The sequence below is a fragment of the Streptomyces sp. NPDC047049 genome (assembly GCF_040643995.1).
GTDB lineage: Bacteria > Actinomycetota > Actinomycetes > Streptomycetales > Streptomycetaceae > Streptomyces > Streptomyces mooreae.
Map to the genome: position 1 here is coordinate 94,233 of NZ_JBEYVM010000003.1, position 14,704 is coordinate 108,936.

Genomic DNA, 14,704 nt, shown 5'->3' on the forward strand with positions numbered 1-14,704 from the left:
ACGGGCAGCCGTACGGGCGCCCCGGAAGCACCCGGTGAGGTGTTCCACACCGGCCCGTCGCTTGTGCCGGGCGGGGGTCCGATAGCCTGACGGCCGGGTCTCTCGATACCAAGAGACCCGGATAGCTGGGCAGGGACACCCACCGCCACCCATGGTGGTCCAGGGGCTTGCCCCCGGAAAACACCGCGCAGGAGATCGCCATGACCCGCACTCCCGTCAATGTCACCGTCACCGGCGCCGCCGGCCAGATCGGTTACGCACTCCTCTTCCGCATCGCTTCCGGTCATCTGCTCGGCGCCGACGTGCCGGTCAAGCTGCGCCTTCTGGAGATCCCACAGGGTCTGAAGGCCGCCGAGGGCACCGCCATGGAGCTGGACGACTGCGCCTTCCCGCTGCTGCAGGGCATCGACATCTCGGACGACCCGAACGTGGCCTTCGACGGTGCGAACGTCGCCCTGCTCGTCGGCGCCCGCCCCCGTACGAAGGGCATGGAGCGCGGCGACCTCCTGGAGGCCAACGGCGGCATCTTCAAGCCGCAGGGCAAGGCCATCAACGACCACGCCGCGGACGACATCAAGGTCCTGGTCGTCGGCAACCCCGCCAACACCAACGCCCTGATCGCCCAGGCCGCCGCGCCGGACGTACCGCGCGAGCGCTTCACCGCCATGACCCGCCTGGACCACAACCGCGCGCTGTCGCAGCTCTCGAAGAAGACCGGCACCCCGGTCTCCGAGATCCGCAAGCTGACGATCTGGGGCAACCACTCCGCCACCCAGTACCCCGACATCTTCCACGCCGAGGTCGCGGGCAAGAACGCCGCCGAGGTCGTGAACGACCAGAAGTGGCTGGCCGAGGACTTCATCCCGACCGTCGCCAAGCGCGGTGCGGCGATCATCGAGGCCCGTGGCGCGTCCTCCGCCGCCTCCGCCGCCAACGCCGCCATCGACCACGTCCACACCTGGGTCAACGGCACCGCCGCCGGCGACTGGACCTCGATGGGCATCCCCTCGGACGGCTCCTACGGCGTCCCGGAGGGCCTGATCTCCTCCTTCCCCGTCACCACCAAGGACGGCAAGTACGAGATCGTCCAGGGCCTGGAGATCAACGACTTCTCCCGCGAGCGCATCGACGCGTCCGTGCAGGAGCTGACGGAGGAGCGCGAGGCCGTCCGCGGTCTCGGCCTCCTCGGCTGACCCACCGCAGCGGCCGCCCCACACGGACGGCACCGCGGCACCTACGAGCCCGTACGGCCTGCAACGGCCGTGCGGGCTCGGTCGTTCGGGACCCGGTCCCTACGGCCCCGGCCGGGAGCCCGTCACCCTTGACGTAAGTCCGCCCCGTAGTCCGCCTCGTGAGCGTCGTCCGGAACCGGCAGGCGCGCGCCCCGGCTGTCGGCGACGCGCAGCACATTGCCAAAGGCCTGGGTGGTCGCCCGCAACGCCAGCCGCAGCGCATGCTCCCCCGCCTTGCCGTCGTCCAGTACGGCCACCGCGCCCTTGAGGACGTCGGCACCGTCGCACAACTGCTCCGCCTCGATCTCGTCGGCCAGCCGCGACAGCACACCCCCGGTCCCGTCCGCCGACAAGAAGCACGGCTTCCCGCCTTCGCCCTCCCACGGCAGCAGGCGCAGCCCCGGCCACACGGGGGCGGCATCCCGGTCGTAACTCATGCTCAATGACTCCCAGAGGTTGGTTGGGCGAGAAGGCGGCACAGTCGGCCGGACGACCCGTTACGTTGGGTGTGTTCAGCGTTGCGCCCCGTAGTGCGCGGCCGCAACGTCAGACGCGTGACACTCACCATCTGGCACCAAGGGGGATGCGGTGAGCCGACGACGACGCAATGCCGCGAGTGGACCGGCAGCCACCAATGCCGCCGTCTTCGGGGAGGTGCTGAGGCACTTCCGGGAGGCGGCGGGGTACACGCAGGAGGAGTTGGCGCACAAGATCCCGTGCGACCGCTCGCAGGTGGCCCGCGTGGAGGCGGGCACGCGCGTACCGCAGGAATCCTTCGCCCGGCAGTGCGACGAACTGCTGCAGACGGGCGGAGTGCTGCTGCGGTTATGGGGCCGGATCGACTGGTACCCGGAGGTGCAGCATCCGGACTGGTTCGAGCGGCGGGCGGAGATGGATGCCGAGGCGGTGGCCCTGCGCGCCTATCAAGAGCGGGTGATTCCTGGCTTGTTGCAGGCGCCGGGCTACGCGCACGCGCTGTTCTCTCAGGTCGCGAGTGGCGCTGCGGTTGAGGAACGCGTCCGGGCTCGACTGAGCCGCCAGCCGCGCTTCCTGGCCGAAGGCGGCCCGCTGTACGTCGCCGTCCTGGACGAGAGCTGTCTGCGCAATGCGGTGGGGGATCCGGAGGTCATGCGTGACCAGTGCGCACATTTGCTGAGTGTCGGCCAGCGTCCCAACATCCGCATCCAGGTGGCCCCAGCGGGTCTCTTCGGGCTCGTTCGCCCGAGGGGTTCCATGTCGCTGATCGAACTGCCCAAAGAGCGTTGGGTGTACTCGGAGTCGCTGGACCGTGGCCACTTCAACAACGATCCGGCAGTCTACGTACGCTACAGCCAGACCTATGATGTGCTCAGGGCGGACGCTCTGTCAGCCCACGAGTCCGCCGCTCTGATCAGCGACGTGATGGAGGGGTACGAGCAGCATGGACAGGTTCGAACTCGGCGCGGCGACCTGGGTCAAGAGCAGCTACAGCGACAACAACGGCGGCGACTGCGTCGAAGTGTCGCTCACCTGGATGAAGAGCAGCTACAGCGACCGCGACGGCGGCAACTGCATCGAAGTAGCCCCCGGTATCCCCGACGCCGTCCCCGTCCGTGACAGCAAGGACCCCCACGGTCCCGTACTGGTCTTCCCGACGGGTGGCTGGTCGTCCTTCGTCGCGGCCCTCAAGGGCGGGGAGTTTCCCGCGGCCGTCTGATCCGCTTCGCGACCTTGGGTTATCGCGCTGACACGGAGTGCTCGGTTCCCCTATGCTGCGGCTTCTGTACCGCCGTGGCCGGAACCGGCTGTTCGCCTGCTCAACAGGGCCGCGGTGATGGCTCGTTGGTGTGGTTGATGGGGGAAGCCGATGACTCGGACAGATGTGCCTGCGCAGCCCGGTGAACCGGGCGGTCCGCAGGGGTTGCGGAAGGAGACCGGCAGCGCGCCGCCTCCGCCGCAGCTCCCCCCGACCCCGCCGGGGGCCAGTGAAGCGACCCGGCTGCTGTGCGCCGGCACGTACATGGACGACGCCTTCCGTGACGCGGTCATCGACGAGCTGTACGTCCACGAGGAGCGGTTCGCCGCGCCCTCCCTGGGCATCGACGCCGCCCGCGTCCTCGCCCACGCGCTGCGCGCCAGACGGCTCCAACTGGGCTGGGCGGCGGCGATCCTGCTGGTGTGGATCGTCGCCCTCCCGCTGACCTCCGGTCTCGCGGCGCTCTACCTCATCCCGGTCGCCCTCATGGCGCTGGGCCGCGTGGTCCGCCGGGCGCCGGTCCCGCAGTGGGCGGCCCGTTTCCTCTCCTTCGTCCTGCGCTGGTACGGCCGGCTGACGCTTGCCTTCCTCTATGTGTCGCTGCTGGTGACGGGGTTCGGCGCCGGGATCGGCATCATCGGCGCGGGGTGGCCGTTCTCGGAGCTGCTTCCGGACGGGCTGAACTCCCTGACGGGTGACGGCTCGGGCGCGTCCGGCTCGTTGTACGACGCCGGCCTCGGCAGTGCGTACGGCAGCGGCAGCGCGTACGACGGTGCCGGTGCACTGGGCGGCCTCCTGTTCGCGGTGTGGGTCGCGCTGCTGCTGCCGCTGGCCGTGGCCGGGCTGGTCGCGCTGCAGCGCGGGCAGTTCGCCCGGGTGCTGGCGGGCGAACTGTCCCGGGAGCGCTTCCCGGACGTGATGTCCGACCCCGCCGAACGGGCCGAGGGCCACCGCTTCCAGCGGCTGCGGGACCGGGTGCGGATCGAGCAGCACGGGCCGCTGGTGATGTACCGGGCCGCCGACCCGTTCTGCGGCGCCGGTTACCCGTACAAGACCTGGTCGCTGTCGGTGGAGCTGAACCCCCGGGCGGACCGGGAGGCCGAGCCGCTCGACAACAGCGCCATCCTGGCCCGGATCGTGCCGCTGGTGGCGGCGCTGCGGGTGCCGTCCCCGCACGGCTCGCCCCAGGTGGCGGCCGCGGTACGCGACCGGCTGCGCGCCCTGGAGATCGACGAGTGCGTGTTCCTGCCGGCCGACGGGCTGCCGGCCCGCGAATCGGCGCCGTACGCACCCGACGCGTTCGAGGCGCACCGCGCGCGGGCGGTCGAGGAGGGCGGCGAGACCCGCCGGCACTTCCTGCGGATCCGGGTCGGAGGCTGGAACGAGGGCATCGTCACCACGCTGTTCGTCCGGGTGCACACCCAGGGCGGCATGCTGATGCTGGAGATCGCGCCGCATGTGCTGTTGCCGCTGCGGCAGCTCTTCCAGGACGCCGACCGGATCGCCCACCAGTACCGTCACCACCACCACTTCGGCAAGGCGGTGTGGGCGCTGTCCCGCACCCCCAGCTCCGCCGGACACGCCCTCGCCACGCTGGTGCGCGGACTGCTGTCGGTCTGGCGGCTGGCCGTCGGCGGGCACGGTGCGGCGCTGCCCGAGGGCCCCGGCGCCTCCGTCCGGGAGCTGGGCTCCTTCGGGGAGTCCTCGCTGTTCCAGGACATGGATGTGGCCCGCTACCTGAAGACCATTCAGCAGCGGGTGGCGGCCGGGGTGACCACGGCACTGCGCGAGGCCGGCTATCAGACCGACGAGTTCGAGCAGCGGATCGTGCATGTCGCCGAGGGCGGCGTCTACGTCGAGTCCGCACAGGGCGCCGTCGGGATCGGCGACCACAACACCATCACCCACCACTCCACCCCCCGGCGCGGCGCCGAGACGAAGGGAAGTGCCCAGCGTGGCAACGGCTGACGAGCGCGGTAACGGCATCCACATCGGCAGCGTCCGGGGTGCCTTCGCCATCGGCGACCACAACACGGTGACCCACAACGAAGGCACGGCCGTACCCGCGGGGGACCCGGCGCAGGAGGAGCTGCTGCGCGCCGTCCGCGCGCTGCGCGACGACCTGTCGCGGGCGGTGGAGAGCCCGCAGATCACGGCGCTGAGCGGGGAACTGGCCGAGACCGAAACGGAGATCGCGGACACCGGTGCGGCGGGCCCCGGCCGGCTGGCCCGGCTGCGAACGGCGCTTGCGGACGCCGGGGGCGTGGTGGGGCTGCTGGCCTCCGGTGCCGCGGTGACCCAGGCGGTCGCGGCCCTGGTGGGAGGCTGACGATGAAGCGTGGCGGGCAGGCCCGCTGGAACGACGAGACCCAGCGCTGGGAGGACGGCGCCCCGACGCCCGCCCCCTACACGGGCCCGATGCCGCCCCGGCCGTCCTTCACGCCGTCGGCAGGCGGGCCGTCGGCGGGTGGGCCGGTGACGGGCGGGACACCGCCAGGCGGGACACCGGCGGGTACCGTCCCCCCGCGCGTCACCGAACCGCTCTTCGCCCCCGATTCGCTCTACGTCCCCTTACCGGCCGACGAGCCCACAGCCGGGTTCCGGCGCCGTACGGCGCTGGTCGCCGGTGTGGCGGTGGCCGTGATCGCGGCGGCCGCGGGCGGCGGCTACCTGCTCTGGGGCCACCCGGGCGACGACCCGGCCGTCGCCCGCCCGGCGGCCCGCACCAAGGCATCCGCCTCGGACCACACGGCCACCACCGCCTCGCCCTCCGGCGCCTCCTCCGGCGCCACGGCCGGCACCGGGTCCCCCACCCCCCTCTCCACCGAGCTGCCCGACGGCTACCGCCTCGTCCACGACGAGAAGGGCTTCACCCTGGCCGTACCCGGCACCTGGAAGCGCAGCGAACGCCGGACGGGGGTGTTCTACACCGCCCCGGACGACCGCGGGCTGTTGCAGATCTTCGAGGTCAGCGAGCCGGACACCACCCCGTACGAGGCGTTGGAGACGGCGTCGCGGGGGCTGTCCGGCAACCCCGGCTACAAGGAAATAAGCCTCGAACCACTGGGGTACCCGGGTCCCGGCGCCGACGCCACGCAACTGGTCTACGCCTATGACAGCGAGCGTCTGGGGGAGCGGGTCAAGGTCGTCGACTGTGCCTTCACCGCCGCCGACGGCCGCCAGTTCGCCGTACTCGTCCTGGGCCCCGAGGCCGACTGGCCGGAGCAGGAGCAAACCCAGCAGAACATCCTGCGGAGCTTCGTCCCCGGCCGCTGAGCGCCACGACGCGACCGCAGGGCTCGGGGGCGGGGGTATGGGGGCTTACCCGGGCAGCTCCGTCCGCTCCCACCACTCGTAGACGGGCAGGGCCCCCTCGGCGGTGTGCTTCTGCCGGCTGGTGGCCCGGAAGTGTTCATAGCCGTTCCGGAACGGGATCTTCAGCTCGGCCCCGGGGGGATCGACCGGCACGATCCGCTCGGGGAGCTCTTCGGGGCCGCCTTCGAGCACCGCTTTCGCCGCTGTGTCAGCCATGCCTGCATTGTCGTCCGGCCCGCCGCCCGCGGCCCCTCCGGTTCGGCAGGCCGGGTGACGGCGCGGCGGCTGAGGCCTCAGTCGCGGGGGAACTCGGCGGTGGAGAGGGAGAAGTCGGGGAACGTGTCGTTCAAGCGGATCGGCTCGCCGTACGTGAGGCTGAGGTCGCTCCGGTAGTCGTCGCCCTGAGGGTGAGTGAAGACGCGGCAGCGGCCGAGGTAAGGGTCAGCGATCACGTACACGGGGATTCCGGCGGCGGCGTAGACGCCCTTCTTCGGGCCGTAGTCATTTTCCGCGGTGCCCTTGAAGATGACTTCGGCGACGAACTCGACGTCCTGGTAGCGCCGACGGCCCAGCTCGTTCTTCTCAGCACCGTCGGCGAACTTGGCGACGTCCGGGGCAAAGCCGTTCAACTCGCCGGGGAAATCGATCCGTACGTCGGAGGTGACCGGGGCGTCCATCCCGAAGCGGTCCTCCAGCGCCCGCACGATCCTGCGGATGGTCTGCCAATGGACATCCGGCTGCGGCGCCATGAACACGTACCCCTCGACGATCTCCACCTTGTAGCCCTCGGGGAGGCGCATCCGACCCAGCCGCTCGAACAGGTCGTCCAGCTCGGCGCTCCCGGCCATCTCGGTCCTGTCGGTCAGTTCGATGGTCACCGTGCCGCTCCCCCCCCGCTGCCGCGCGGGCGCGGGCAGCCGCACGGTTCAACGATACGTATGTACGAACGGTTACGTACCGCACGCGCGACAGGGGGAGGAACGGTCACGCCCCCTGCGATTCCCTCAGCCGGTCCTCCAGTACGGAGATGTCGGCCGTGTCGCCGGGGGCGGGGGTCTTGGTGGAGACGGGGGTGTTGTAGTTGCTGAGCAGGATGGTGCCGGAGCGGTGGTCGAGCTCGGCGGTGAGTTTGCGGGGGTAGTGCTTGCCCTCGATGGCCACGTAGAGGGTCTGCACGGCGCCCTTGGTCTTCTTGATGACGGGCAGGACGCGGGTGCCCTCCTCGGTGGTCGGCGCGCCCTTGGTGAGGGCGACCGCGGGGGCGTGGGACGGGGATGAGGGGGTGTGGCCGCCGGACGACGGCTTCTCGGGGGTCGAGGCCGACTTCTGGAACGCCTTGAGGTCGCAGGCGGCGGACAGGTTGCGCAGGAACGTGTTCTTCGTCGTGCCGTGCAGGAACGTGTTCTCGTACTTCGTCGCGGCTTCCTCGCCCGATTTGCCGGGCAGCTGGCCCTTCCAGAAGGCCGCGTCCGGCTTCATCCAGACCTGGTTTCCGCGCTTGATGAGTTCGACGCTGCCGTACTTGCCCTTACTGATGGCGCCGGTGCAGTTACCGGCGCGGTCGAGGGTGAGGTCGAGTCTGGTGGGATCAGCACTGGTGCTGGTGCGCAACCGCAGGGATTGCGCGCCGACCAGTTGCTGGAGGGCATCATCGGCGATCTGCTGGGCCGATTTGCTCGCGAGATCGCCTTCGCCGCCGTCCGAGGTCTCCGCCGCCGCCGCGGCCGTGGTGCAGGTGATCCCGGCTATCAGGGTCACGCCGCAGGTCAGCGCCGCGGTGACAGAGGCGGCACGCCGTCTGCTGGTCATCTCGGTACCTCCGGTCCCGAGGGAACAGTCCGCCAGGTACATACGGCTATTCAGGGTACGTTCCGGGACATTCCGCCGCACATTCAGTGAGTCGAATCACTTTCCATGAAGCTGTGGGCATAGATACGCGGCTTCAGGGGAGGGGTCCCCGTTGCTGGTGACGCCAGTGGTTGCACCAGTGGGATCAGAACGGTAACCGGAAGGCAGAACGACGTGTCGTCAATCGAGACCATTCACGTAGACGGGGTGTGGCTTGCGGCCGCAGCCGGCGAAACGCGGGAGGTCCTCGACCCCGCCGACGCGACGACGCTCCAGCTGGTCTCCGAGGGGAGCGCGAAGGACGCCGACGCCGCGGTCGAGGCCGCCCGCCGGGCCTTCGACAACGGTGCGGGCGCCTGGCCCCGTACGGCCGTCGCCGAACGCTCCGCGCTGCTGCGCCGGGTCGCCGACCTGCTCCAGCGTGACCGTGAGGAGATCGCCCTCATCGAGAGCCGGGACACCGGCAAGACGCTGGAAGAGGGCCGGGTCGACGTCGACGACGTCACCAACGCCTTCCGTTACTTCGCCGACCTGGTGATGAACGAGAGCGGCGGCCGGGTCGTCGACGCCGGATCGCCCGATGTGCACAGCATCGTCGTGCACGAGCCGGTCGGTGTCTGCGCGCTCATCACGCCGTGGAACTACCCCCTGCTGCAGGCAAGTTGGAAGATCGCGCCGGCCCTCGCGGCCGGCAACACTTTTGTGATCAAGCCCAGCGAGGTCACCCCGCTGTCGACCGTGCACCTGATCAAGCTGCTGGTCGAGGCCGGGCTGCCGGCCGGGGTCGCCAACCTCGTGACCGGCGCGGGCCTGCCGGTCGGCCAGCGGCTGGCCGAGCACCCGGACGTCGACCTGTTCTCCTTCACCGGTGGCCTGGTCAGCGGGACGAAGGCGGGCGCGGCGGCGGTCTCCGGCGCCAAGAAGATCGCGCTGGAGCTGGGCGGCAAGAACCCCAATGTGGTGTTCGCTGACGCCTGCGCCACCGAGGAGGGCTTCGACACCGCCGTCGACCAGGCGCTGAACGCCGCCTTCATCCACAGCGGCCAGGTCTGCTCGGCCGGTGCGCGGCTGATCATCGAGGAGTCGGTGCGCGACCGCTTCGTCGCCGAGCTCGCCCGCCGCGCCGAGAAGATCAAGCTCGGCCGGGGTACCGAGGACGGCGTCGAGTGCGGCCCGGTCGTCTCCCAGCAGCAGCTCGACAAGGTCGAGGCGTACGTCGCCTCCGCGCTCGCCGAGGGTGCCCAGCTGCGCTGCGGCGGCGCCCGGCCCGAGCCGTCCGACGTCCGCCCGGCCACCGGCTACTTCTACGCGCCGACCGTGCTCGACGGCTGCCACCGCGAGATGAAGGTGATCCGCGAGGAGACCTTCGGGCCGATCCTGACGGTCGAGACCTTCACCACCGAGGACGAGGCCGTGGCGCTCGCCAACGACACCGAGTACGGCCTGGCCGGCGCGGTGTTCTCCGGCGACACCGCACGCGCCCGCCGGGTCGCGGCGCGGCTGCGGCACGGCACGATCTGGATCAACGACTACCACCCCTACCTCCCGCAGGCGGAGTGGGGCGGCTTCGGCAAGTCCGGCATAGGCAGGGAATTGGGCCCCGCAGGTCTGGACGAGTACCGCGAGAGCAAGCACATTTACGAAAACCTCCGGCCGGAGCCGGTGCGCTGGTTCGCGGGCTGACACCCGCCCTCGTCACAGCACCACCCGCACCACGCACGTTGTCAGAAGGAGTACCCCCAATGCCTGTGTATGACTATGTCGTTGTCGGCGGCGGAACCGCAGGTTCCGTCATTGCCTCCCGCCTCACCGAGGACCCGGACGTCACCGTCGCCGTCATCGAGGGCGGTCCGACCGACATCGACCGCGAGGACGTCCTGACGCTGCGCAAGTGGCTCGGCCTGCTCGGTGGCGACCTGGACTACGAGTACACGACCACCGAGCAGCCGCGCGGCAACTCGCACATCCTGCACAGCCGCGCCAAGGTCCTCGGCGGGTGCTCCTCGCACAACACGCTGATCTCCTTCAAGCCGCTGCCGTCCGACTGGGACGAGTGGGAAGAGGCGGGCGCCACCGGCTGGAACGCCGAGCAGATGGACCCCTACTTCGGCAAGCTGCGCAACAACATCGTGCGGGTGGCCAAGAAGGACCAGAACGAGATCGCCAGCGACTGGATCGAGGCCACCAAGACGGCCCTCGGCGTCCCCGAGGTCGTCGGCTTCAACGACCGGCCCTTCGAGGAGGGCGTCGGCTTCTTCGACCTCTCCTACCACCCGGAGAACAACAAGCGCTCCTCCGCGTCCGTCGCCTACCTCCACCCGCACATCGAGGCCGGCGACCGCCCGAACCTCACGCTGATGCTGGAGACCTGGGCGCACAAGCTGGAGCTGGACGGCACCACCGCCAAGGGCGTCCACGTCCGCACGAAGGACGGCGAGGAGGTCTACGTCGAGGCCGCCCGCGAGGTGCTGGTGTGCGCCGGCGCCGTCGACACCCCGCGGCTGCTGATGCACTCCGGCATCGGGCCCCGCAAGGACCTGGAAGCGCTGGGTCTGCCCTGCGTGCTCGACCTGCCGGGCGTCGGCGAGAACCTGATCGACCACCCCGAGTCGGTGATCGTCTGGGAGACGAACGGACCGATCCCGGGCAACTCCGCGATGGACTCCGACGCGGGCCTGTTCGTCAAGCGGGACCCGGAGCACAAGGGCCCCGACCTGATGTTCCACTTCTACCAAATCCCGTTCACCGACAACCCCGAGCGACTGGGCTACGAGCGCCCCGAGCACGGCGTGTCGATGACGCCGAACATCCCCAAGTCCCGCTCCCGCGGACGGCTCTACCTCACCTCCGCCGACCCCGAGGTCAAGCCGGCCCTCGACTTCAAGTACTTCGAGGACGAGGGTGACTACGACGGTCAGACCCTCGTCGACGGCATCAAGCTGGCCCGCAAGGTCGCCCAGGCCGAGCCGTTCAAGAAGTGGCTCAAGCGCGAGGTCTTCCCCGGCCCCGAGGTCACCGACGACGCGGAGATCAGCGAGCTGGTGCGCAAGGCGGCCCACACCGTCTACCACCCGGCCGGCACCTGCAAGATGGGCGCCGCCGACGACCGGCTGGCCGTGGTCGACCCCGAGTTGAAGATCCGCGGACTGGCCGGCATCCGTATCGCCGACGCCTCCGTGTTCCCGACCATGCCTGCCGTCAACCCGATGCTGGGCGTGCTCATGGTGGGAGAGAAGTGCGCCGAACTGCTCCGCAAAGCCCCGACCCAAGGAGGTGATGCGTGATGGCTACCACCGCCGCCGGCGCATCCGAGATACCCAACGCCCGCACGCCCGAGTCCGCCTCCGACGCGGACGGCCGCGAGGTCGTCTTCTCCGTCCGCCACCTCTGGAAGGTCTTCGGCCCCAAAGCCGAGCGCATACCCGAGGACACCTCGGTCGCCGAACTGAACGTCCAGGAGCTGCGTGACAAGACCGGCTGTGTGGCCGCCGTCCGCGATGTCTCCTTCGACGTCCACAAGGGCGAGGTCTTCGTCGTCATGGGCCTGTCCGGCTCCGGGAAATCCACCCTCGTGCGGTGCCTGACCCGGCTGATCGAGCCGACCAGCGGTGACCTGGAGATGGACGGCGAGGACGTCCGCGCCATGGACCGCGCCGCGCTGCGCGAACTGCGACGCCGCCGCGCCGCCATGGTCTTCCAGCACTTCGGCCTGCTGCCGCACCGCACCGTCGTCGACAACGTCGCCTACGGCCTGGAGATCCAGGGCATGGGCAAGTCGGCGCGCCGCGAGAAGGCCAACGAGATGGTCGACAAGGTCGGCCTGGCCGGGATGGAGAAGCGCCGCCCCGGCCAGCTCTCCGGCGGCCAGCAGCAGCGCGTCGGCCTGGCCCGCGCGCTCGCCGTCGACCCCGAGGTCCTGCTCTTCGACGAGCCCTTCAGCGCGCTCGACCCGCTCATCCGCCGCGACATGCAGGAAGAGGTCATCCGCCTGCACCGCGAGGAGGGCCGGACGATGGTCTTCATCACCCATGACCTGAGCGAGGCGCTGCGCCTGGGCGACCGGATCGCCCTGATGCGCGACGGCGAGATCGTCCAGCTCGGCACCCCCGAGGAGATCGTCGGCTCCCCGGCCGACGACTACGTCCGCGACTTCGTCCGCGACGTCCCGCGCGAGCAGGTGCTGACGGTGCGCCGCGCGATGCGCCCGGCCGAGGACGGCGAGGCCGACCAGGGCCCGGCGCTGGCCCCCGACACCCTCATCTCCGACGCCATCGAGGCTGTCGCCCGCTCCGGCGGCGCCGCCCGCGTCGTCGACGGCGGCCGCTGCCTGGGCATCGTCGACCACGCCTGCCTGCTGAACGTGGTCGCCCGCGTCGACGAGGGCCCCCGGCAGGATGAGGTGGCCGCCTGATGTACGCCGCCACCACCCACCGCGGCGCCGTGCGCGCCGTCGGTTCCAGAGCTCCCGCGGCCACGCCGCGGGCCCGGCTGCGCGCCAGCCTGCTGCGCCACTGGCGTGAGGCCCAGCGCTGCGCCGCCCTGAACATGCCCACCGGCACCGTGAAGCGGGGGCGAGCATGAGCACCACCACGCCTCCGATGGCGACGCGCCCGCTGAACGATGCCCAACGGCCCGGCCCCCTGCGGGCCCTGCTGCAGATGCGCGCCCTGAGCAAGCTCCTGCTGCTCGTGATCGCCGCGGCGGTCCTCGCCCCGCTGCTGCAGGCCAAGTACGGCGCCGCCTGGCCGTCGTCGCTGACCGTCGACGTCTCCGGCCCGCTCGGCAAGACCAGCGACTGGATCATCGACAACCGCGACAGCCACTGGCTGTTCGTCTACTTCCTCGGTCACCTCAGCAACGCCGTGGTGATCTCCGTACGCGCCGTCTACCTGCTGCTGCTCGCGCTCGGCTGGACCGGCGTCACGGCCGGTGTCACGCTGCTCGCCTGGCGGGTGGCCGGCCTGCGCATCGCCGTCACCGCGCTGATCTCCTTCCTGGTCAGCGGCCTGCTCGGCATGTGGGTCCCCACCATGCAGACGTTCGCGCTGATGGTCGTGGCGGTCGCCGTCTCGGTCGTGGTCGGCGCCCTGCTGGGCCTGGCGGCCGGCCTCTCGGAGCGCCTGTTCCGGATCCTCCGCCCGGTCCTGGACACCATGCAGGTCCTGCCGGCCTTCGCCTACCTCCTCCCCGTCGTGCTGGTCTTCGGCATCGGGGTCCCCGCCGCGCTGCTGGCCACCGTCATCTACGCGGCTCCGCCGATGGCCCGGCTGACCGCGCTCGGTCTGCGCGGCGCCGACGCCGGCGTCCTGGAGGCGGTCTCCTCGCTCGGCGCCACCGGACGGCAGCGGCTGCTGACCGCCCGCCTGCCGCTGGCCCGCAAGGAACTCCTGCTCGGCGTCAACCAGACGATCATGATGGCGCTGGGCATGGTCGTCATCGCCTCGATGATCGGCGCCGCCGGCCTCGGTGACCGCGTCTACCAGGCGCTCGCCTCGGTCGACGTCGGTGCCGCGCTCTCCGCCGCCATCCCGATCGTGCTGCTGGCCATCGTCATGGACCGCACCACGGCCGCGGCCGGTGAACGCCTCGGCGCCGACACCGCGGCCGCCGGCCCGAAGTGGCTGAGCGGATGGATGGCCTGGGCGGGTGTCGCGGTGGTCACCGCCGCCTTCGCCGTCGTCGGCCGGCTGTCCGGCTCCCTGATCTGGCCGGACGCCTGGGCCGTGGATCTGGCCCGCCCCGTCAACGACTTCAAGGAGTGGATGGTCGACCACCTCTACTCCGGTGTCCCCGTCGTCGGCGGCACCGCCGACTGGGCCGCGCACTTCACCGACTGGGTGCTCAACCCGCTGCGGGACGGCCTGACCGCGCTGCCCTGGTACGCCGCGCTGCTCATCGTCGCCGCGCTGGCCTGGGTCATCGGCACCTGGCGCACCGCCCTGACCGCCGTCCTCGCGATGGCCGCCATCGGTGTCCTGGGTGTGTGGAAGCCGTCGATGAACACCCTCTCCCAGGTCCTCGCCGCCCTGGCGGTGACGTTGGTACTGGGCTTCGGCATCGGCGTCCTGGCGGCCGGCAGCAAGCGCCTCGAAGCGATCCTGCGCCCGGTCCTGGACGTCATGCAGACCATGCCGCAGTTCGTGTACCTGATCCCGGTCGTCGCGCTGTTCGCCGTGGGCCGCGCCCCGGCCGCCGCGGCCGCCGTGGTCTACGCCCTCCCGGCCGTCATCCGCATCACCACCCAGGGCCTGCGCCAGGTGGACCCGGCCGCCATGGAGTCCGCCCAGTCGCTGGGCGCCACCCGCTGGCAGATGCTCCGCCAGGTCCAGCTGCCCCTGGCCCGGCCCGCGCTGCTGCTGGCCGTCAACCAGGGCGTGGTCATGGTCCTCGCCGTCGTCATCATCGGCGGCCTGGTCGGCGGTGGCGCCCTCGGCTACGACGTCGTCACCGGCCTCGCCACCGGAGACCTGGGCCTCGGCCTGGTCGCGGGTGTGGCCATCGTGTGCCTGGGCCTGATGCTCGACCGGGTCACCCAGCCCACGGAACGCCGCACGACGGGGAAGGGAGCCTGACC

At 70.8% G+C, this 14,704-nt stretch carries 14 protein-coding genes and 1 pseudogene; 11 read left to right on the forward strand and 4 right to left on the reverse strand.

Annotated elements, in window-relative coordinates; genetic code table 11:
* Positions 1–200: 200 nt before the first annotated feature.
* Positions 201–1,193 (forward strand): malate dehydrogenase, encoded by a 993-nt coding sequence (locus ABZ851_RS08320; protein WP_336051268.1) that lies wholly within the window; start codon positions 201–203, stop codon positions 1,191–1,193.
* Between the two features lie 122 nt (positions 1,194–1,315).
* Here ABZ851_RS08320 and ABZ851_RS08325 read toward each other — a convergent pair whose 3' ends face one another.
* Positions 1,316–1,669, reverse strand: coding sequence for a hypothetical protein (locus ABZ851_RS08325; protein ID WP_361123989.1), 354 nt, complete (start codon positions 1,667–1,669; stop codon positions 1,316–1,318).
* 217 nt (positions 1,670–1,886) lie between these two features.
* Between ABZ851_RS08325 and ABZ851_RS08330 the strand changes: the two are divergent.
* The 5 genes and pseudogenes from ABZ851_RS08330 to ABZ851_RS08350 all read left to right on the forward strand — a co-directional run.
* Positions 1,887–2,615, forward strand: a pseudogene (locus tag ABZ851_RS08330) (helix-turn-helix transcriptional regulator); the annotation flags it as partial.
* 37 nt (positions 2,616–2,652) lie between these two features.
* Positions 2,653–2,928 carry a DUF397 domain-containing protein gene (locus tag ABZ851_RS08335; protein ID WP_361123991.1) on the forward strand — a complete coding sequence of 92 codons (276 nt, stop codon included), beginning with the start codon at positions 2,653–2,655 and terminating at the stop codon, positions 2,926–2,928.
* A gap of 150 nt (positions 2,929–3,078) precedes the next feature.
* Positions 3,079–4,935 carry a hypothetical protein gene (locus ABZ851_RS08340; RefSeq protein WP_361123993.1) on the forward strand — a complete coding sequence of 619 codons (1,857 nt, stop codon included), beginning with the start codon at positions 3,079–3,081 and terminating at the stop codon, positions 4,933–4,935.
* The gene (locus ABZ851_RS08345; RefSeq protein WP_361123995.1) at positions 4,922–5,296 is read left to right on the forward strand and encodes a hypothetical protein; all 375 of its coding nucleotides are present in this window, start codon (positions 4,922–4,924) and stop codon (positions 5,294–5,296) included. The genes ABZ851_RS08340 and ABZ851_RS08345 overlap by 14 nt, the downstream gene beginning before the upstream one ends.
* A 2-nt stretch (positions 5,297–5,298) precedes the next feature.
* On the forward strand, positions 5,299–6,243 hold the full coding sequence (locus tag ABZ851_RS08350) for a hypothetical protein (protein ID WP_361123997.1): 945 nt from the start codon (positions 5,299–5,301) through the stop codon (positions 6,241–6,243).
* A gap of 45 nt (positions 6,244–6,288) precedes the next feature.
* On the opposite strand, the gene ABZ851_RS08355 is transcribed toward ABZ851_RS08350, so the two are convergent.
* The 3 genes from ABZ851_RS08355 to ABZ851_RS08365 all read right to left on the reverse strand — a co-directional run bounded on the left by ABZ851_RS08355 (position 6,289) and on the right by ABZ851_RS08365 (position 8,091).
* A complete protein-coding gene (locus ABZ851_RS08355) occupies positions 6,289–6,498 on the reverse strand; it encodes a DUF5988 family protein (RefSeq protein WP_164992965.1) in 210 nt (69 codons plus the stop codon).
* Positions 6,499–6,575: 77 nt separating this feature from the next.
* The gene (locus ABZ851_RS08360) at positions 6,576–7,160 is read right to left on the reverse strand and encodes a Uma2 family endonuclease (RefSeq protein WP_361124000.1); all 585 of its coding nucleotides are present in this window, start codon (positions 7,158–7,160) and stop codon (positions 6,576–6,578) included.
* Between the two features lie 106 nt (positions 7,161–7,266).
* Complete coding sequence (locus tag ABZ851_RS08365; RefSeq protein ID WP_361124002.1) at positions 7,267–8,091, reverse strand: hypothetical protein; 825 nt, start codon at positions 8,089–8,091, stop codon at positions 7,267–7,269.
* Positions 8,092–8,304: 213 nt separating this feature from the next.
* Here ABZ851_RS08365 and ABZ851_RS08370 point away from each other — a divergent pair, with 213 nt between their 5' ends.
* The 5 genes from ABZ851_RS08370 to ABZ851_RS08390 are packed head-to-tail and all read left to right on the forward strand — an operon-like array spanning position 8,305 to position 14,702.
* Positions 8,305–9,813: an aldehyde dehydrogenase family protein gene (locus ABZ851_RS08370; protein WP_311624768.1), complete on the forward strand. Its 1,509-nt coding sequence runs from the start codon at positions 8,305–8,307 to the stop codon at positions 9,811–9,813.
* A gap of 59 nt (positions 9,814–9,872) precedes the next feature.
* On the forward strand, positions 9,873–11,414 hold the full coding sequence (locus ABZ851_RS08375; RefSeq protein ID WP_336051254.1) for a GMC oxidoreductase: 1,542 nt from the start codon (positions 9,873–9,875) through the stop codon (positions 11,412–11,414).
* Positions 11,414–12,541 (forward strand): glycine betaine/L-proline ABC transporter ATP-binding protein, encoded by a 1,128-nt coding sequence (locus tag ABZ851_RS08380; protein ID WP_361124005.1) that lies wholly within the window; start codon positions 11,414–11,416, stop codon positions 12,539–12,541. The genes ABZ851_RS08375 and ABZ851_RS08380 overlap by 1 nt, the downstream gene beginning before the upstream one ends.
* Positions 12,541–12,711, forward strand: a complete 171-nt coding sequence (locus ABZ851_RS08385; RefSeq protein WP_361124007.1) for a hypothetical protein — start codon at positions 12,541–12,543, stop codon at positions 12,709–12,711. The genes ABZ851_RS08380 and ABZ851_RS08385 overlap by 1 nt, the downstream gene beginning before the upstream one ends.
* Positions 12,708–14,702 (forward strand): ABC transporter permease subunit, encoded by a 1,995-nt coding sequence (locus tag ABZ851_RS08390; protein ID WP_361124009.1) that lies wholly within the window; start codon positions 12,708–12,710, stop codon positions 14,700–14,702. Before ABZ851_RS08385 ends, ABZ851_RS08390 begins: the two co-directional genes overlap by 4 nt.
* The last annotated feature ends 2 nt before the right edge of the window (positions 14,703–14,704 follow it).